This is a genomic window from Fibrella arboris (assembly GCF_041321095.1).
GTDB classification, from domain to species: domain Bacteria; phylum Bacteroidota; class Bacteroidia; order Cytophagales; family Spirosomataceae; genus Fibrella; species Fibrella arboris.
On the sequence record NZ_JBGGWE010000010.1, the window covers coordinates 45,986 to 62,174 of the forward strand.

15 protein-coding genes are annotated in these 16,189 nt (G+C 52.7%); 9 read left to right on the top strand and 6 right to left on the bottom strand.

Going from position 1 to position 16,189, the window contains the following annotated elements:
• Positions 1 to 114: 114 nt before the first annotated feature.
• Positions 115 to 507, bottom strand: coding sequence for an MGMT family protein (locus ACAW75_RS17510; protein WP_370730043.1), 393 nt, complete (start codon positions 505 to 507; stop codon positions 115 to 117).
• Positions 508 to 606: 99 nt separating this feature from the next.
• Here ACAW75_RS17510 and ACAW75_RS17515 point away from each other — a divergent pair, with 99 nt between their 5' ends.
• From ACAW75_RS17515 to ACAW75_RS17525, 3 genes are all read left to right on the top strand, one after another.
• Positions 607 to 3,630, top strand: coding sequence for a serine hydrolase domain-containing protein (locus ACAW75_RS17515; RefSeq protein WP_370730044.1), 3,024 nt, complete (start codon positions 607 to 609; stop codon positions 3,628 to 3,630).
• 126 nt (positions 3,631 to 3,756) lie between these two features.
• Positions 3,757 to 4,347 (top strand): RNA polymerase sigma factor, encoded by a 591-nt coding sequence (locus tag ACAW75_RS17520; RefSeq protein WP_370730045.1) that lies wholly within the window; start codon positions 3,757 to 3,759, stop codon positions 4,345 to 4,347.
• Positions 4,344 to 5,045, top strand: coding sequence for a hypothetical protein (locus tag ACAW75_RS17525; RefSeq protein WP_370730046.1), 702 nt, complete (start codon positions 4,344 to 4,346; stop codon positions 5,043 to 5,045). The genes ACAW75_RS17520 and ACAW75_RS17525 overlap by 4 nt, the downstream gene beginning before the upstream one ends.
• A gap of 116 nt (positions 5,046 to 5,161) precedes the next feature.
• On the opposite strand, the gene ACAW75_RS17530 is transcribed toward ACAW75_RS17525, so the two are convergent.
• Positions 5,162 to 6,337: an acyl-CoA dehydrogenase family protein gene (locus tag ACAW75_RS17530; protein WP_370730047.1), complete on the bottom strand. Its 1,176-nt coding sequence runs from the start codon at positions 6,335 to 6,337 to the stop codon at positions 5,162 to 5,164.
• A gap of 323 nt (positions 6,338 to 6,660) precedes the next feature.
• Between ACAW75_RS17530 and ACAW75_RS17535 the strand changes: the two genes are divergently transcribed.
• Together ACAW75_RS17535 and ACAW75_RS17540 are read left to right on the top strand one after the other, a co-directional pair.
• Complete coding sequence (locus tag ACAW75_RS17535; RefSeq protein ID WP_370730048.1) at positions 6,661 to 7,380, top strand: porin family protein; 720 nt, start codon at positions 6,661 to 6,663, stop codon at positions 7,378 to 7,380.
• Between the two features lie 36 nt (positions 7,381 to 7,416).
• The gene (locus ACAW75_RS17540) at positions 7,417 to 8,136 is read left to right on the top strand and encodes a porin family protein (protein ID WP_370730049.1); all 720 of its coding nucleotides are present in this window, start codon (positions 7,417 to 7,419) and stop codon (positions 8,134 to 8,136) included.
• Positions 8,137 to 8,216: 80 nt separating this feature from the next.
• Here ACAW75_RS17540 and ACAW75_RS17545 read toward each other — a convergent pair whose 3' ends face one another.
• The 3 genes from ACAW75_RS17545 to ACAW75_RS17555 all read right to left on the bottom strand — a co-directional run bounded on the left by ACAW75_RS17545 (position 8,217) and on the right by ACAW75_RS17555 (position 10,494).
• A complete protein-coding gene (locus ACAW75_RS17545) occupies positions 8,217 to 8,798 on the bottom strand; it encodes a TetR/AcrR family transcriptional regulator (RefSeq protein ID WP_370730050.1) in 582 nt (193 codons plus the stop codon).
• 111 nt (positions 8,799 to 8,909) lie between these two features.
• A complete protein-coding gene (ychF, locus tag ACAW75_RS17550; RefSeq protein WP_370730051.1) occupies positions 8,910 to 10,010 on the bottom strand; it encodes a redox-regulated ATPase YchF in 1,101 nt (366 codons plus the stop codon).
• Between the two features lie 160 nt (positions 10,011 to 10,170).
• A complete protein-coding gene (locus ACAW75_RS17555; RefSeq protein WP_370730052.1) occupies positions 10,171 to 10,494 on the bottom strand; it encodes a DUF3276 family protein in 324 nt (107 codons plus the stop codon).
• Between the two features lie 271 nt (positions 10,495 to 10,765).
• Here ACAW75_RS17555 and ACAW75_RS17560 point away from each other — a divergent pair, with 271 nt between their 5' ends.
• Together ACAW75_RS17560 and ACAW75_RS17565 are read left to right on the top strand one after the other, a co-directional pair.
• A complete protein-coding gene (locus ACAW75_RS17560; protein ID WP_370730053.1) occupies positions 10,766 to 11,212 on the top strand; it encodes a septal ring lytic transglycosylase RlpA family protein in 447 nt (148 codons plus the stop codon).
• Between the two features lie 270 nt (positions 11,213 to 11,482).
• The gene (locus tag ACAW75_RS17565; protein ID WP_370730215.1) at positions 11,483 to 12,406 is read left to right on the top strand and encodes a DUF58 domain-containing protein; all 924 of its coding nucleotides are present in this window, start codon (positions 11,483 to 11,485) and stop codon (positions 12,404 to 12,406) included.
• A 120-nt stretch (positions 12,407 to 12,526) separates the two neighbouring features.
• On the opposite strand, the gene ACAW75_RS17570 is transcribed toward ACAW75_RS17565, so the two are convergent.
• The gene (locus ACAW75_RS17570) at positions 12,527 to 14,173 is read right to left on the bottom strand and encodes a peptidase dimerization domain-containing protein (protein ID WP_370730054.1); all 1,647 of its coding nucleotides are present in this window, start codon (positions 14,171 to 14,173) and stop codon (positions 12,527 to 12,529) included.
• A 164-nt stretch (positions 14,174 to 14,337) separates the two neighbouring features.
• Between ACAW75_RS17570 and ACAW75_RS17575 the strand changes: the two genes are divergently transcribed.
• Positions 14,338 to 14,778, top strand: coding sequence for a transposase (locus tag ACAW75_RS17575; RefSeq protein WP_370730055.1), 441 nt, complete (start codon positions 14,338 to 14,340; stop codon positions 14,776 to 14,778).
• Between the two features lie 152 nt (positions 14,779 to 14,930).
• Positions 14,931 to 16,148, top strand: a complete 1,218-nt coding sequence (locus tag ACAW75_RS17580; protein ID WP_370730056.1) for an NADP-dependent isocitrate dehydrogenase — start codon at positions 14,931 to 14,933, stop codon at positions 16,146 to 16,148.
• Positions 16,149 to 16,189 lie beyond the last annotated feature (41 nt).

Here is a 16,189-nt window from a genome sequence, read left to right on the forward strand (position 1 = left end):
GAGGGAAAATTTGCATCTATATACGATAGAATTGGCTCTGTTTCCGACAATGTTACTAGACGGGACCAGCCACGGCAGCACGAAAGGTCTGATCAGACAAGGCCACTGACCGGTTCAGTCGAGTGTGGTTAACTCCACGGAAGGGTCCCAGCGCCGGGCGTTGAAATCGACCACTTTATCATCGGCAACAGTTGTGCCTTCGGCTTCGAGTAGCTCCTGCATGCGGGTGGGCGATCCGAAAAAGTGCTTACCCGACAGCACACCCAGCCGGTTCACTACCCGGTGCGCCGGTACGGCTACGTTTCCGCGTGCGGTATGACAACCATTCATGGCCCATCCGACCATTCTGGCCCCCGCCCGCAGGCCCAGATACTGCGCAATGTCGCCATAGGTGGTGACGCGCCCGGCCGGGATCTGCCGCACAACGGCGTAAACGTCCTCAAAATAGTCGCGGGGCGGATCGGCAACCGAGCCGTCGGCGGTGGTGATCTTACGTTTGTCAGCCATATGTAAATATACAACGCAACCACCGTTCGGTGTAGGTGAAGAATTCCCATACCGCCTTTTGTGCTTACTTTTGAAGTAGCCAATTTTATCGCCTTCTGAATGACTACTCTTCGCCATACACTGTTGAGTGTATTTTTTCTCTTCATCATTTCCCCGCTTTTTGCCCAAACCAGTCTGGCGCCCGTCCGCAGGTCGCTCGCCTTGCCCGCTACCGTTCCGATGTTCCTCCGCGATACGGAACGATCGGCCCGCTGGGCCGACTCGGTCATGGCCGATATGCCCCTGAATGAGCAGATTGCCCAGCTGATCATGGTGGCGGGTTACTCGAACCGGACACGTACCTACGAAGACTCGCTGACCGACCTGATACGTACCTACAAACTTGGTGGGGTGGTGTTCTTTCAGGGAGGCCCTATGCGACAGGCCAAGTTGAACAACAGGCTACAAGCCGCCTCGCAGATTCCGTTGCTGGTGGCGATGGATGCCGAATGGGGACTCGCCATGCGACTGGACAGCACCGTGCGTTACCCGTATCAGATGACGCTCGGCGGTATGCCGCAGGCCAGCGAAGCGCTCATCTACCAGATGGGGGCCGACCTGGCCCGGCAGGCGCGGCGGCTGGGTATGCACGTCAATTTTGCCCCCGATGCCGACGTGAACAACAACCCGAACAACCCGGTTATCAACTTCCGTTCCTTTGGCGAAGACAAATACGCCGTTACCCGCAAGGCACTGGCTTACCTGCGCGGTATGCAGGATAACCGGCTGTTAACCAGTATCAAACACTTTCCTGGTCATGGCGACACCGGCACTGATTCGCACTACGATCTGCCGCTGATCACGAAAAGTCGGGCGCAACTGGACAGCCTTGAATTGTATCCGTTCAAGGAGCTGATCAAAGCGGGTGCTGCGGGTGTCATGGTGGCTCACCTGAGCATTCCGGCACTCGATACTACCCGGAACAGACCATCAACGCTGTCGCCAAACATTGTAACGGGCTTGCTGAAAAATGAGCTTGGTTTTGATGGCCTTATCTTTTCCGACGCCATGAACATGAAAGGCATGACCAAATATTTTCCCTCTGGTCTGGCCGACCGGCGTGGGCTGGAAGCAGGCATGGACATTCTGGAGTTTACGGAGAATGTTCCGAAAGCCATCGCCGAGATCTGCAAAGCCGTTGACGAACGTACCCTGACGGCGCAAACGATTGCCGACCGCTGCCGTAAAATGCTGATCGCCAAATACTGGGTTGGTTTAGACAACTACAAACCCGTTGCGCTCGACGGACTAGTGGCCGATCTGAACCGCCCCGAATCAGAGGTGCTGAATCGCCGACTGACGGAAGCCAGCATGACCGTGGTGACCAACAACCGGGCTATTCTGCCGTTGCAACGTCTCGATACGCTCCGTATCGCTTCTGTATCGGTTGAAGCCGCCGCGCCCACCACGTTTCAGAACCGGTTGGGTGACTACACGGCGGTGACCCCCTACCAGATTTCCTCAAAATCGACCGATGCGCAGATCAGTGCCCTGCTCGATTCGCTGAACCGATTCAACATCGTGCTGGTGGGCGTGCATCTGAACAATATTCGGCCAGGGGCCAATTACGGTGTGCAAACCCGCACGGCCGAACTGGTGCAGAAACTAACCAATACGGGCAAAGCCATTATCGCTGTTTTCGGTAATCCCTACGTGCTCGACCGCCTGCCCGATATCGACAAGGCACAGGCGATCGTGATGCCGTACCAACTGACCAATCACACCGAAGATCTGTCGGCGCAACTGATTTTCGGGGCTATTGGCGCAGCGGGCCGGTTACCGGTAACGGTAAACCAGACCTACCGCCTGGGCGATGGCGTGACGGTGCAGCCCATTGGCCGCCTGAAATACACGATTCCTGAAGAAGTGGGCATCAGCAGCACGTACCTGGCGCAGCAGGTCGATTCGGTGGTGAACGTGGGGCTTCAGGCGAAAGCGTTTCCCGGCTGCGTGGTTCAACTGGCGAAGGATGGTAACGTCATTTTCCGAAAAGCGTACGGTAAACACACCTACGATACCAGCCTGGGCGGCGATGCGCAGCCTACCAAACTTGACGATCTGTTCGATTTCGCGTCGGTGACGAAGATCAGCACATCAACGCCCGCCCTGATGCGGCTGGTAGATGCCGGCAAGTTCACTATCGACGGCACGATGGGCGAATACCTGCCGGGCTATCATAAATCGAACAAGGATACGCTTCGCTGGCGGGATGTATTAACGCATCAGGCCAGGCTGAAAGCCTGGATTCCGTTCTGGCAGGATACGAAAAACCCCGATGGCACCTTCAAGAAAAATACGTTTAGCCCGGTGCGGTCAGGCAAATTCCCGGTCGAGGTGACGGATAGTCTGTTCCTGCATAAGAAATACGCGAAAACGATTTTCAATCAGATCAAAGACTCACCGCTGAATGCCAGGAAGGAGTACATCTACAGCGATCTGTCATTCTATCTTTATCCGCAGATTGTACAGCGTATTACCGGTGTTCCGTTCGAGACGTACCTGAAAGACAGCCTGTATCGACCCATCGGAGCCACCACGTTGACGTACAATCCACGCCGTTTTTATCCGCTCAGCCGAATTGTACCAACCGAGTACGACTCGCTCTTCCGCAAAACCTTGATCTGGGGCCGGGTTCACGATGAAGGCGCGGCAATGCTCGATGGCTTATCGGGTCATGCCGGTCTGTTCGGCACCGCCAACGATTTGATGAAACTGACGCAACTCTACCTGCAACATGGCACATTCGGCGGCCAGCAGTTGATCAGTGCCGGTACAATCACCGAATTTACCCGTTATCAATTTCCTGAACTGGGCAACCGGCGCGGACTTGGTTTTGAAAAAGCGGCTTACAAATACAACGGCAACGCACCCAAACTCGCCAGCCCGTCGAGTTATGGCCATTCAGGCTACACCGGTACGTTCACCTGGATCGACCCGGCCGTTGGCCTGAACTACGTGTTCCTCTGCAACCGGGTGTATCCAACGCGCAACAACAATAAAATCACCGAACTGGGCATCCGCACCGGCGTGGCCGATGCTTTCTACCGCGCCATCCGGAAAGGTAGCCCCACCAGGAATTTATAGTACACGGATACTATCCATGCTTTCCTCGTGCCATCTATTGCTGCGTGCTGTTTGTTTATGGAAATTCCGACGGTTTGGCATCAATGAGTTGTCTTTGTTGTTCAACCGGAAAACAGCTCCGTATGTATGTTTTTTAAACGATTCAGGAGAGCCCGCCCCACTACCGATGCCGAATTTGTTGCGGCCTATAAGGCTACGGGCAATCTGGATCTGCTGGGCGAACTGTATGAGCGACACATGGAGCTGGTATACGCCGTCTGCTTCAAGTACCTGCGCGATGAAGCCGAAAGCAAAGACGCCGTGATGCAGTTGTTTGAGCAGCTAATCGTTGATCTACGGCGCCACGACGTCACGAATTTTAAAAGCTGGCTGCACTCGGTGGCCCGTAACTACTGTCTGATGCACCTGCGTAGTCAGCGGGTACGGATTGGCGAAGGCAACGACTACGATTGGCTCGATGAAGAGCGACCCGGTAACGAAGCGCTGGCCGTGTGGCCGGCAGACGATGATACAGCGCTGGAGGTAGAACGGCACCTCAGCCGCCTGCCCGATGCGCTGCATCGTTTGCCCGACCCGCAACGCATCTGCATCGACCTGTTTTACCTGCAACAGAAAAGCTACGCTGATGTAGCTGACCTGACTGGATATGACCTGAAACAGGTGAAGAGCTACCTGCAAAATGGTCGCCGTAACCTGAAATTGATCTTACAGAAATGAAACGCCATTTACCACCATATACCCTCAATGATGAGCTTTCGCTCGACGATCTGCGGGCGTACCAGGCCGACCAGTTGAGTGGCCCGGCCCGGCACCGGGTAGAGCGATTGATGCTCGAAAATCCATTCTATGCCGATGCCCTCGATGGGCTCGACGCCCTGCAACAGCAAGTGGGGAGCAATCTGAAAGGGCAAACCCGCGAGCTACACATTGCCTTGCAGGAGCGACTCCATGAATCGGCAACGCCCCATCGGTTAATGCCGCTTTGGGTCACTAGCCTGGCGGCCTCGGTTTTACTGGTCCTGGCTGTAGCTGTCTATATAATAATCAACAATGCCAATCCACAAAAGCGGGCGGTTCATGTAGCCGCTTCACAACCGCACATAGAGCCCGGCACTGTCCTGATCGACCCAAAGGATCTGGGTACGTCGGAAGCAGGCCCAACAGCGCCCAAAGCGATACCACTTGTTGCTAAACAGAACCAGGAGAAAAGGCAGGGCCAGTTGGGAAAGGTGACGCGGAAAGGGCGCCATCGCCTGACTGAACACGCCGCTGTCATCGTTTCTGAACCAGCGCCTGCGATCTCGCCCGATTGTACATTCTGTGTTATGGCCAATGATATTCCCTCGATGCCCCTGTTCGATACAACGGTCCCTGCGCGTCGAACAGTCAACACGGAGCGGGCATTTTTCAATTGATCGAGCAGGCTGATCGGTCAGATAAGGCCATTTCCTGTCGTCGGTATGACAAAAGCCTTATGGGCGCCCCTGCTTCTTACAGGAGGCTCAATCAGGTGGGATTTTGCCCGCTCGCCTTACGTATACGCTGGTTTATAGGCGACGGTGTCGATCACGATTTTAGCGATGATTTCACGCATGATCTCAGAGGTGCCTCCCGCAATGGTGCCCACACGAGCGTCGCGATAGGCGCGGCAGATGGGATAATCTTCCATGTAGCCGTAGCCGCCAAAGAACTGCAGGCAGGTATCGATCACGCGTTTCTGCATGTCGGCCGTGTGTAGCTTGGCCATCGAACATTCTTTCACCACACTTTCACCCTGGGCAAACAGCCAGCCGGTGTGGTACACGAACTGTTTCGCTACCTCCACTTCCGTAGCCACGTTGGCAATCGAATGCCGGATCGCCTGAAACTTGCCGATCGGCTTGCCAAAGGCCTCACGCTCGTGCAGGTACGTTAACGTCCAATCAAGTGCTGTTTCAGCGCCGGCAACGGCCAGGATAGCCGCTACAAGCCGTTCGAGTTGCAGGCTCTCCATGAGGTAATAAAAGCCTGAATTCTCCAGACCAATCAACTGGTCGGTTGGTACGAGTACGTCATCAAATCGTATTTCGGCGGTGTCTGACGAGTGCCAGCCCATCTTGTTCAGCTTCGTTCGTGTAATGCCGGGGCTATCCAGATCCACCACGATCAGGCTAATCCCGTTTGTTCCTTTTTCTGGATTGGTCTTCACGGCCAGCGTAACGAAATCGCCGTAGGTGCCGTTGCTGATGAATGTCTTGGTCCCGTTGACAACGTACCCAGCCTCTGTGCGGCGGGCTGTTGTACGAATGGCAGCGACATCAGATCCGGTGTCTGGTTCGGTAATGGCGAGGGCAGCAACTTTCTGACCAGCAATGGCGGGAGCCAGGTACGTCTGTTTCAGGTAGTCATTACCCGCTTTGGCAATATGGTTGATGGCCATGTACTCGTGCACGCTCACCGCCGTGGCAAACCCACCCATGCCGCAACGGGCCAGTTCTTCCAGAAAGACGACCGAGAACCAGAAGTCGGCATTGGAGCCACCGTAGGCCTCCGGGAAGGGGAGGCCCAGGAAACCCAGTTCGCCCATGCGTTGAAAGACTGAGGCTGGTATACGGCGAGCCGTTTCCCAGGCGTCGGTATTGGGGACAACTTCAGTCGTAATGAACTGCCGGATACTCTGCCGGAATAGGTCATGTTCTTCCGTGAAGTAAAGAGAAGGTCGTTTCATCGTGTTTGTTGATGAGCGTAGGAGAAAAAAGGCACAGTCAACTGCCAGTTTATCAGTTGGTCAAGCAAATAAATCCTGCTAGACAAATAGGGCGTATATCCGTAGAAAGTGGATTCAATCAAAGCTACAGAATCAAGGCCGTTCACAAAAACTATTTGTCCTTTTGAAACAAAGCACCCGACAGGCCGTTATCGGAACAATCAGTTAACGTAGAATTTTCATAATTCAAGTCTGGCATTTGCTGAATTTGGTATTCTAAAAAGCTGATTGTTAAATAATTAGAAAAATTAACTGGCCAGACGAAAACCATCAATCACTTTATTATGCAAAACGCACGGTTTGCTCTACTCATCGTTACCCTACTTTTTGTTCAGTCGGCTGGCTTCAGTCAATCACGCCAGCGTTGGAGCTTCGGCCCCCGTGTTGGGCTTAACCTGGCCAATTTCGGAGGCACGGATGCCACCAGCTATGGAGTCCCTACCAATGCCGGGAGTGTAAGTGCCAATCGGTTATTGCCGGGTGTCGAAGCAGGGGTGGGCTTTATGTACAGCGACATCAGCCGGTTCGGCTTCGCTGTCGATGTTCTGTATTCTCAGCAAGGTAACCAGACAAAATTCACTACGAACAATGTGGAGACTACCCGGAATACCCGGCTCAACTACCTGGCGGCCCCCATCACGGCGCGTTATTTCTTGAACCGTTCCGGCAACTTCCGACCTAACGTTTATGCCGGTATTGTGCCTGCTGTTCTGCTTAGTGCCAAGCAGGTTGACAAGCCCGAGAACGCCACGAACACCGGTAATATCGATGATCGTTTCCGGAAAGGCGACCTGGGGCTGACAGCTGGCTTTCAGGCTAACTTCCGCACGGGCGACCGTCAGCGATTTACGATTGATGCCCGTTACACGTATGGTGTACCTAACGTATCCGTATACACCAGCAACCTGCACAATCAGCTAATCACCGTTGGCCTGGGGTACAACTTCGGTATTGGGCGTCAGTATCAGCCTGGTGACCGTAAACTGCCAATCCGCCCCCGGTAAGCCATACATCACACCATCACCATCAATCACTTTATTATGCAAAACGCACGTTTCATTTTACTCATCGTTACCGTTCTTTTTGTTCAAGCTGCTGCCTATAGCCAGTCGCGGCAACGGTGGAGCTTTGGTCCACGCGCGGGGCTGAACCTAACCAATTTCGTTGGTAAGGATGCGACAAATCCGCTGCTCAATGTAGTTGACCCGGATTCTAGAGAGAACCAGCTACTACCAGGGCTGTCAGCGGGTGTTGGCTTTATTTACAGTGATATCAGCCGGTTTGGGTTTGCCTTCGATCTGTTATATGCACAGCGAGGGACCAAATCGTATACTAATCTGGGGTCAGTTGGCACGACCTATACCAACCGCGTGAATTATTTGGAATTGCCCATTACGGCTCGTTACTTCTTGAACCGGTCGGGCAATTTCCGTCCCAACGTATACGCAGGTGTTGTTCCGGCGCTTCGTCTCAACGCTTTCTCACGTGAAAAAGGGTCTGATGGTAAAGATGTAAAGACGAATGTTACTGAACAGTATAGGTCTGCTGATCTTGGCGTGACTGCCGGTTTTCAGGCCAATTTCCGGGCTGGTGACCGCCAGCGCTTTACCGTGGATGCCCGTTATACGCATGGTATTACTAACATCGCTTACAATAAAACTGATTTGCGTAACCAGATGATCACCATCGGTCTGGGTTATAATTTCGGCATTGGTCGCGAGTATCAACCCGGCGATCGCAAACTGCCGATTCGTCCCTAGTAAGCGTTTCCGAGACAGCCATTAAGCCAAACAGCCCGACTAGTTTTACCTGGTCGGGCTGTTTGGCTTAATGGCTGTGTTTACCGTAGAATGGTCAGCGCCATATCGATGACCTGGTTCAGCAGAGGCCCATCAGGCAGGGCTTTGCCCAGTACGCGAATGCCCGATAGTTGGCTCATCAGAAAAGGCACAACCTGATCGGGAGCCAGGGTAGCCTTAAATTCACCCGATGCGATGCCATCGCTGACCAATTGCCGGAAGGTAGCCTCGAGTTGCGTGAAATTGTCGCGCACGATGGCCTGAACATCCATATAATGGGGAAGCATTTCCAGGGTGGCATTTGTCATGAAACAGCCCTTATGCTCCTGATCGTCGAGCGCTTCGGCGATGGCCCGGTCAAAAATGGCCCGGATCTTACTGCTCGCCGAATCAGCGCTGGCAACGGCGTCGGCAATGTCGGCACAGTTCAGATCACGATACCGCTCCAGCGCGTTCAGGTAAAGGGTGTGCTTGTCTGTGAAGGTATCGTATAGGCTGGCGCGGTTGATTCCCATCGAGTCTACCAGATCCTGCATAGACGTGTGGTGATACCCCTTCCGCCAGAACGTTTCCATCGCCGCATGCAGGGCATCCTGTTCTGCAAATGCTTTTGGTCGAGCCATATCAACAGTTTTCTGGTTACCGTTCTCAGTTTACTGTTGCTCCGCTAACGTACCTGACCTTGGTGTGGCAGCGCAACTGAAGACAGGAAACTGAAAACGGTAAACTTAATTTTATGCTCCGTGGAGGAATTCCATGATATCCCCATCCTGAACGACGTACTCTTTGCCTTCGACAGAAAGTTTACCGGCCTCGCGTACCGCCGCCTCCGATTTATATTGCTCGAAATCGGTCAGTTTGATTACCTGCGCCCGGATGAATTTCTTCTCAAAATCGGTGTGAATAACCCCCGCTGCGGCAGGGGCTTTCCAACCCCGACGGATAGTCCAGGCGCGTACCTCCTTTACGCCTGCCGTGAAATAGGTGATCAGGCCGAGTAGCGTGTAGGAAGCCCTGATCAGCTTACTCAGGCCGGATTCGGTCAGGCCGTATTCACTCAGGAACAATTCACGCTCTTCGGGGTCTTCCATTTCGGCAATCTGCGACTCAATACCGGCCGAGATGATGACCACATCGGCTCCTTCGGCTTTAGCCGCGTCGCGAAGCTGATCAGAGTATACGTTGCCATCGGGTAAAGAGGCTTCATCTACGTTGGCAACATACAGCACAGGTTTGACCGTCAGCAGGTCAATGTCGCCAATGGCTTCCTCCTGTTCTTCGGGCGTCACCTGAACAGTGCGGGCGCTTTTACCCTGTTCCAGCGCCGACTTGTACTGTTTCAGGATTTCGAGCGAAGCTTTCGCTTTGGCATCGCCCGATTTGGCGTTTCGCTCTACCTTCTGAATTTTCTTGTCGACCGATTCCAGGTCTTTGAGCTGCAGTTCGGCGTCGATGATCTCTTTGTCGAAAACAGGGTTTACCCGGCCTTCTACGTGAACAATATTATCGTCTTCGAAACAACGAACTACGTGCACAATGGCATCAACCTCCCGGATATTGGCCAGAAACTTATTCCCCAACCCGGCTCCCTGGCTGGCCCCTTTTACCAACCCGGCAATGTCGACAAACTCAATGATGGTTGGTACAACACGTTGCGGTTTCACCAGCGTTTCCAGTGAGTCGAGTCGTGAGTCAGGTACAGTTACCACACCTACGTTTGGCTCGATAGTACAGAAAGGATAATTGGCGGCCTCGGCTTTACCGCTCGAAATCGCATTGAATAAGGTGGATTTACCAACATTTGGTAAGCCCACAATGCCACATTGAAGTCCCATGAATTGTAGCGACGCAACGGATCGCGTCTATGATTAGAAAGGAGGCGCAACGTTTTGCGCCTCTACAGTATCTGGCAAAAATACAACCATAGTGCCGGACCACAAAAAAGCCCCGGTTTAGATACCAGGGCAACGTGTAAAAGTGGTTTGTAGAATTGGACTATTCCCATTTCAATCCCGTGCTCAAATCATCGCTCACCTCTTCTCGCCGGTCAAATTGAGCAAAGTCAACGTCGGGCATCAGTTCGGTCTTGACGTAATCGATTGTTTCCTGTAGGGCCTCGACGAACTTGGCGAAATCTTCTTTGTAAAGAAACATTTTCTGTTTCTCATAACTGAAGCTCTCGCCCTGCGGGTGTCGTCGGCTCTCGGTCAGGATCAGATAGTAGTCGTTACCACGCGTGGCTTTAACGTCGAAAAAATAGGTTCTCTTCCCGGCTCGAACTCGTTTTGAGTAGATTTTCTCCTTATCTCTGTCCTCCACTTTTTGAAAAAGTTAAATACTGTACAACGCCAAAGTACGCCGAATGGTATATAGGTTAGCATAGAGTCAGAAAATTATTTTCTGGTTCGGTGAACTAGCCAGGCGCAGTAGCCGGGATGTAACTGACAACTGCCTTACGGGCAATGCTTTGCTTTTTAAGCGGTTATGTATATCTTTGTCTTAAGGGAATTGCATTTTTTGGTGAAAGAGGGCGTTATGAATCCTAGTTAGAATAGGTCTTCTTCAAATTGTTTCACTAACCAAAAACTGTATGAGTTTACTAATGTCCCTACTGCTGTTTTCGGGCAGTATCCATCCGACAGAGGCTCCTGAGAAGAGCCTCATACAGCAGGAAGGTAAAGCGTCTTATTATGCTAATAAGTTTAACGGACGCAGAACAAGTAGTGGTGAGCGTGTAAAACAACACATTTTTACAGGCGCTCACCGGTATCTACCATTTAATACGCTGGTTGAAGTAACCAATAAGGCAAACCAGCAGTCGGTCATCATCCGGATCAATGATCGGGGGCCGTTTACAAAAGGCCGCGTAGTCGATATGACGTACGCCGCCGCCAAAGCCATTGGCATGCTCGGACGAGGTGTCGCCAATGTTACCCTTCGTGTAGTGAACCCCGGCAAGATGGTGTCACTGCTCGACCATTCGCTAACGCTTGATAGGCGTTCACCACTGCTACCGGACTTAATGCCGGTGCTGTAAAAACGGTATAGCTACGGAGCGACGTAGTCTAACCTGTGCCACTATGGCTGTGCGGACGAGTACAGTCCGATTTTTAAAAACCTGATTCACGGGCTGGCCCCCTTTTTGCAATTCCCTATGTTGGGCGCCAGACTCACGAATCAGGTTTTTTGTTTGTAATAGGCGTTGATTTGTGGATATTGAGCGTTGGAATCAGTAGCACCGAAGCTCCAGCTTCGGTAGTTTGTGCGTACTTATATTACCGAAGCTGGAGCTTCGGTGCTACAGGCTTTGGCAAATTCACTCAACTTATCGCAGGTACGTTCGTTCGGGAACGTCGAATTCCTCGCTCGCCAACTGGTTGAGGGGTTTATTACCGGGTTGCATAAATCGCCTTTCCACGGGTTTTCCGTTGAATTTGCCGAGCATCGCCTCTATAATCCCGGCGAGAGCACCCGCTATATCGACTGGAAGGTGTACGGCAAAACCGACAAACTCTTCGTGAAGCGCTATGAAGAGGAGACGAACCTTCGTTGCCACCTGCTGATCGATACATCGTCGTCAATGTATTACCCGGAGAAGGATTTCGGCAAGGTAACCTTCAGCGCCATGGGCGCCGCCAGCCTGGCGTACATGCTGCAACGACAACGCGATGCGGTGAGCCTGTGTACATTCTCGGGTGAGATAGAGATACAGACGCCTGTGAAGTCAACACCAGGGCACGTGCACAAGATTTTTACGCTGCTCGATCAGGTATTACAATCGCCAAAACCTAATCGGAAGACAAGTACCGCCGAAGTCATTCACGAGATTGCCGAGAAGATCAACAAGCGGTCGCTGGTGGTGCTGTTCAGTGATATGTTCGATACGGCGGGCGCTGACCCCGGCCGGCAGGACGCGCTGTTTTCGGCCCTGCAACATTTACGGCATAACCTGCACGAGGTACTCATCTTCCACGTGACCGACCGGAAAACCGAGCAGGCATTTGCCTTTGAGGACCGCCCCTATGAGTTTATCGATCTGGAGACAGACGCCCGGGTGAAACTGCAACCCAACCAGGTACGTGACGCCTATAAACAGGCAGTTGGTGATTACCTGCAAGGCCTGAAAATGCGCTGCGCTCAATACCGCATCGACTTTATCGAGGCCGACATTGCCGAAGGGTTCGAGCCTATTTTAAGTGCCTATCTGGTAAAGCGTACCAAGATGAAATAGATAATGACAACGTCGGGGTGACGCCTTACCAAGCGAAGTTGGGGGCGTGTAAAAATTGCTGACGCCTGGCCCTTCGACTAGGCGTCAGCAATTTCGCCCCCTTGCCCTAATTAGTATACATTACTTCCCAGCGTCTGCCTTCTGGTCGTCGCGCAGGGTGGGGTATTTAATGCCGAGCTGTTCCAGGTACGTCCTGTACTTCGACGGATCGTAATAGAACGCCTGGAGCTTCGGTTTAAAATCAGTCATGATCTTCTGGTTCAGGTACACCGCCGGGTTTTCTTTGGCCGTGATCAGCGGCGTGTACTTGATATCTTTCGTTTGCTCCTTAACGTAGTAGTCTTTTGCCTGCTGAATCAGTTCGGGTTTTAAAAGCAGGTCTAACAGCGTCATAGCCTCGGCTTTGGCACCCGCTACAATGCCTTTGTGGGCAATGGGCGTGGCCATCGAAATGGCATTGCTCCAGTGGTGGCCGGGCAGATCGGGAATGTTGCTGGGGTAACGCAGCACGATCGTGGGCACTGACCAGGCAATGTCGGCAATATCATCGGAGCCACCGGTTAGGGGCACAAACGACTGGCCACCCATCATCATGGTTGGAGCCGTATTGGCAGGTAAGCCCATGCTGTCGAGCTTCACGGCCAGCCCCTCCACCTTACGGGCAGTCATCTCTTTCTGCGTTGCCTTAGCCAACATCTGATCCTCGGCCGACCAGGTGGGCAGCCCTACTTTCCTGATATTCTCCGACATGGCCTGCGCAATCGGTTTGTTGAAGTGTCCGGGCCAGGCCGATCCCAGAATTTCGTAGGTGTATTTGGTATCGGTCATCTTAGCGGCCCCTTCAGCCATCGCTATGCCTGTTTCAAACAGCTTGCGAATCTTCGGAAAGCTGCGTTCGCGGAAGTAGTACCAGACCGATGCTTTCGACGGCACGACGTTGGGCTGGTCGCCTCCGTCGGAAATAACGTAGTGGGAACGTTGGGTCAGTTCGAGGTGTTCGCGGCGGTAGTTCCAGCCAATGTTCATCAGCTCCACCGCATCGAGTGCTGACCGGCCCCGCCAGGGGGCTCCGGCTGCGTGGGCGGCTGAACCTTCAAACGTGAAGCGTACCGAAATCAGGCCGTTGTTGCCCGCATCGCCGTAGGAGGTCACCAGGTTGTCGCCGACGTGGGTGAAAATACAGGCGTCGACATCCTTGAAATAGCCGTCCCGGATATAGAAAGCTTTAGCGCCAACGAGTTCTTCGGCAACACCCGGCCAGAGCATCAATGTACCTGGAATCTTATCGCGCTCCATCAGCTTTTTCACCGACAGCGCCGCTACGATGTTTAGCGCCTGCCCCGAATTGTGCCCTTCGCCGTGACCAGGAGCGCCGTCAACGATGGGATCGCGGTAGGCCACGCCGGGCTTCTGGCTGGCTTTGGGAATGCAGTCGACATCGGAGCCGATGGCGATAACGGGTTTGCCGCTGCCCCAGGTGGCGATCCAGGCGGTGGGCATTCCCGAAATGTTCTTCTGGATGGTGAACCCCTCTTTTTCGAGAAGGGTAGTCAGGTACGTGAAGGTTTCGGTTTCCTGAAAGCCAAGTTCCGAAAAGCTGAAGAGCATGTCGTTGATCTGCTGCGCCTGATCCTTGCGGGCGTCGACGGCCGACACGGCTTCGGCCTTCAGCTTATCGAGTGGGGTAAGGGCGGGCTGCTTCTTGGGCTTTTGGGCCATCAGACAGGCAGGGAGAAAAAACAGGAGAAGCAGGTAGGCTTGTTTCATGGAATATAATTTAGGTTGTGATTGTAAGCTAACACCGGATTGCATCCGGTGCAAGGGATGCGCTGCCGGGGCTGAGGCTTTGTAGGGGGCTTGGGTTATGGCAAGTTGATATCGGATTTTAAAATCCTTTAACTTTCATGCCAACCACCAACTGCGAATAGTCAATGAGTTATATCAAGGTATGGATTCATCTTGTCTGGAGTACCAAACACCGGGAACCCTATTTTCGGACGCCAGCCTTACGCAACATTGTGTTTTCGCATATACACTCCTTCGGCCGTGAGAATGACATTTATGTCGATTTTGCCAATGGTTATACCGATCATGTGCACGTACTTATAGCGCTCAAACCAACACAATGCATTGCTGATGTAGCAAAGCTGCTAACAAGTGGATCGTCTCGTTGGCTAAAGGAACAACGGTTTGTTCCACCTGATTTTGCTTGGCAAACAGACTATTATGCAGCGTCTGTTAGTCCATCGTTAGTGAGCAGGACTCGTCAGTATATAAAAAATCAGGAGGTACACCATCAGCGCCGTTCTTTTGCCGACGAACACGAGGAGCTCCTGACAAAATGGGGTGTTGTTAAACATGAGAACTCTTGACTTGATAAAGACGTCCCTGCAACAAGCCTGCCCCCCTACAAAGCCTCAGCCCCAGCAGCGCATCCCTTGCACCGGATGCAATCCGGTGTGACCTTTTTGCCTACCTTTGCGCCCGATTTGTATCGATTATTCTCGCATCTAACCGCAGTACAATGGAAAAAATTAAAGTGGCTAATCCGGTAGTTGAACTGGATGGCGACGAAATGACCCGCATTATCTGGAAGTTTATTAAAGACAAGCTGATTCTTCCTTACGTTGATGTCGATATCAAATACTTTGACCTCGGGATCGAGTACCGTGATGAAACTAACGATCAGGTAACCATCGATGCCGCCAACGCCATTAAAGAATACGGTGTGGGTATCAAATGCGCCACCATCACCCCCGATGAGCAGCGTGTAAAGGAATTCAACCTGAAGCAGATGTGGAAGTCGCCGAATGGCACCATCCGCAACATCCTGGATGGTACCGTATTCCGCGAGCCTATTGTGATGAGCAACGTACCCCGCCTGGTGACTAACTGGACGGCCCCCATCATCATTGGTCGCCATGCGTTCGGCGATCAGTACCGCGCTACCGATTTCGTGGTGCCTGGCCCTGGTAAACTGACGATGAAGTTTGAAGGTGAAGACGGAACTGTACAGGAGTACGACGTATTCAATTTCAAAGCCGCTGGCGTGGCTATGGGTATGTACAACCTCGATGAGTCGATTCGTGGTTTTGCCCGCGCCTGTATGAACGTGGCCTTGCAAAAAGGCTGGCCCCTGTACCTGTCGACGAAGAATACGATCCTGAAAAAATACGACGGTCGCTTCAAAGATATCTTCCAGGAGATTTACGATGCCGAGTTTGCCGGTAAAATCGAATACGAACACCGCCTGATCGACGATATGGTGGCTTCTGCTCTAAAATGGAACGGTAATTTCGTGTGGGCCTGTAAAAACTATGACGGCGACGTTCAGTCTGATACCGTAGCGCAGGGTTTTGGCTCATTGGGCCTGATGACCTCGGTGCTGCTCACGCCCGATGGCGAAACGATGGAGGCTGAAGCGGCACACGGTACCGTGACGCGCCACTACCGCGAATACCAGAAAGGAAACAAAACCAGTACTAACCCGATCGCCTCGATCTACGCCTGGACGCGTGGGCTGGCTTTCCGCGGAAAACTGGATGGCAACCAACCCCTGATCGACTTCGCCAATGCGCTGGAAGCGGTATGTGTGGAGGTGGTTGAAAGCGGTAAAATGACCAAAGACCTGGCCTTGTCGGCGTATCCGGCGGGTACAAAACTGGTTGCCAACGAGCATTACCTGAATACTGAAGACTTCCTCGACGCGCTGGATCAGGCGTTACAGGCGAAGTTATCGTAGTGGTAAAAAACGGATAACGAATGCTTTCCAGACCTATAAGG

Coding starts and splice junctions, on each gene's coding strand:
- ychF (WP_370730051.1), bottom strand. CDS start 10,010: ATGGGACTTCAATGTGGCATTGTGGGCTTACCAAATGTTGGTAAATCC.
- ACAW75_RS17515 (WP_370730044.1), top strand. CDS start 607: ATGACTACTCTTCGCCATACACTGTTGAGTGTATTTTTTCTCTTCATC.
- ACAW75_RS17530 (WP_370730047.1), bottom strand. CDS start 6,337: ATGAAACGACCTTCTCTTTACTTCACGGAAGAACATGACCTATTCCGG.
- ACAW75_RS17570 (WP_370730054.1), bottom strand. CDS start 14,173: ATGAAACAAGCCTACCTGCTTCTCCTGTTTTTTCTCCCTGCCTGTCTG.
- ACAW75_RS17525 (WP_370730046.1), top strand. CDS start 4,344: ATGAAACGCCATTTACCACCATATACCCTCAATGATGAGCTTTCGCTC.
- ACAW75_RS17560 (WP_370730053.1), top strand. CDS start 10,766: ATGAGTTTACTAATGTCCCTACTGCTGTTTTCGGGCAGTATCCATCCG.
- ACAW75_RS17540 (WP_370730049.1), top strand. CDS start 7,417: ATGCAAAACGCACGTTTCATTTTACTCATCGTTACCGTTCTTTTTGTT.
- ACAW75_RS17520 (WP_370730045.1), top strand. CDS start 3,757: ATGTTTTTTAAACGATTCAGGAGAGCCCGCCCCACTACCGATGCCGAA.
- ACAW75_RS17580 (WP_370730056.1), top strand. CDS start 14,931: ATGGAAAAAATTAAAGTGGCTAATCCGGTAGTTGAACTGGATGGCGAC.
- ACAW75_RS17575 (WP_370730055.1), top strand. CDS start 14,338: ATGAGTTATATCAAGGTATGGATTCATCTTGTCTGGAGTACCAAACAC.
- ACAW75_RS17510 (WP_370730043.1), bottom strand. CDS start 507: ATGGCTGACAAACGTAAGATCACCACCGCCGACGGCTCGGTTGCCGAT.
- ACAW75_RS17545 (WP_370730050.1), bottom strand. CDS start 8,798: ATGGCTCGACCAAAAGCATTTGCAGAACAGGATGCCCTGCATGCGGCG.
- ACAW75_RS17535 (WP_370730048.1), top strand. CDS start 6,661: ATGCAAAACGCACGGTTTGCTCTACTCATCGTTACCCTACTTTTTGTT.